The sequence below is a fragment of the Aquimarina macrocephali JAMB N27 genome (genome assembly GCF_000520995.1).
Lineage (GTDB): Bacteria > Bacteroidota > Bacteroidia > Flavobacteriales > Flavobacteriaceae > Aquimarina > Aquimarina macrocephali.
This window is the reverse complement of record NZ_JACA01000109.1, coordinates 1-1457: the sequence shown is the minus strand read 5'-3', so window position 1 is coordinate 1457 and position 1457 is coordinate 1. Positions and strand designations below refer to the sequence as shown.

The following is a 1457-nucleotide window of genomic DNA, read 5'->3' as shown; positions in this document are numbered from 1 at the left end:
TTTAACCATAATTCTTTTTCAATCATGTGCACAAGAATCAAATACCGATACCACAATTGATGTAATTAAAAAGGTAGAAACTGGTCTCACAACTCGGGTACACGTAGAGGGCGATTCAACATGGTCTATAGAAGAACGAATGAAACACTATGGCATTCCAGGTGTGAGTATTGCAGTCATACATAATGGTGAAATTGCATGGACAAAAGGGTACGGTGTAATGGATAAAGAAAGTCAAACCCCAGTAACGACACAAACACTTTTCCAGGCAGCGGCAACTAGTATGCCAGTAACAGCCTATGGTGCATTACGTCTTGTAGAAGAAAATAAATTAGACTTAGATGAAGATGTTAACAGTTATTTAAAATCCTGGAAAGTACCAGAAAATGAATTTACCAAAGACAAGAAAGTTACCATAAAAAACCTTTTGAATCACTCTGCCGGAATACATCCTCGTGGAACAGGGTCATATAGTATTGATGAAAAAATTCCAACACTTATAGAGACATTAAATGGAACTTCCCCAGCTACTAACGAGCCAATTACCGTCAATAAAGAGCCTAGTGAAAGTGTCCGTTTTGCATACGCTAGCTATGTGCCTATTCAACAAATGATGCTGGATGTAGAGGGGAAAACATTCCCAGAGATTATGAATGAACTCGTGTTGCAGCCCTTAGAAATGAACAACAGTACATTTAACTTATCACTTACTACGGAGCAATTAACTAAGGTAGCAACAGGTTATTTAAAAGATGGTTCTAAGGTAAAAGGAGGAAGAAAGATTGATCCTGTATTGGCTTCAACTGGATTATGGACAACTGCCGAGGACTATGCAAAATTTATAGCCAACGTACAGCAAACCCTAAATGGTAAGAGTACTAAAGGATTATCAAAAGGTCTAACAGCATTAATGGGCACACCATATGGGGTGAGTAATAATTCTGGTTGGTCATTTACACTAGGCTTAGGTTTTCAGCTTTTTAATAGAAATGATGAAATCTACTTAAGGCATCACGGATGGAATACAGGATTCTATGCTGAAATAATGGCTCATAGAGACAAAGGTTATGGTGTGGTTGTGATGACCAATTCCACGTTTCCAGCTTTTAATGCCGAAGTTATTCGCGCTGTTGCTATGGCTTATGAGTGGGATAAGTTTGTTCCAATACATAAAAAAATAGAAGTAGAGCAGTCTTTAGTCGATGAAATTACTGGTAGATATATCGCCAATGGTAGGATTGTTGAAGTTTTTCAAAAGGACAATCAACTGCTCTATAAAAATATACTTGACCTAGAAGCGGAAGAATTAGTCAAAGTCTCGGATAGTAGTTTTGTTAGAAGAAATTCTAGTCGACTTATCCAATTCAAGCCAGATTCTGAAAACGAAACGCTCAATTTAATTTACCAGAATAGAAACGATGGAACAATAGCTTCAACTTTTGTTAAGATGGATACTG

1 protein-coding gene is annotated in these 1457 nt (G+C 37.3%); it reads left to right on the top strand.

Translation table 11 applies throughout. The features are described from left to right. Positions 1 to 1457: serine hydrolase domain-containing protein (locus Z054_RS0127325; protein ID WP_024773137.1), on the top strand; the 1457-nt coding region annotated here is incomplete at both ends.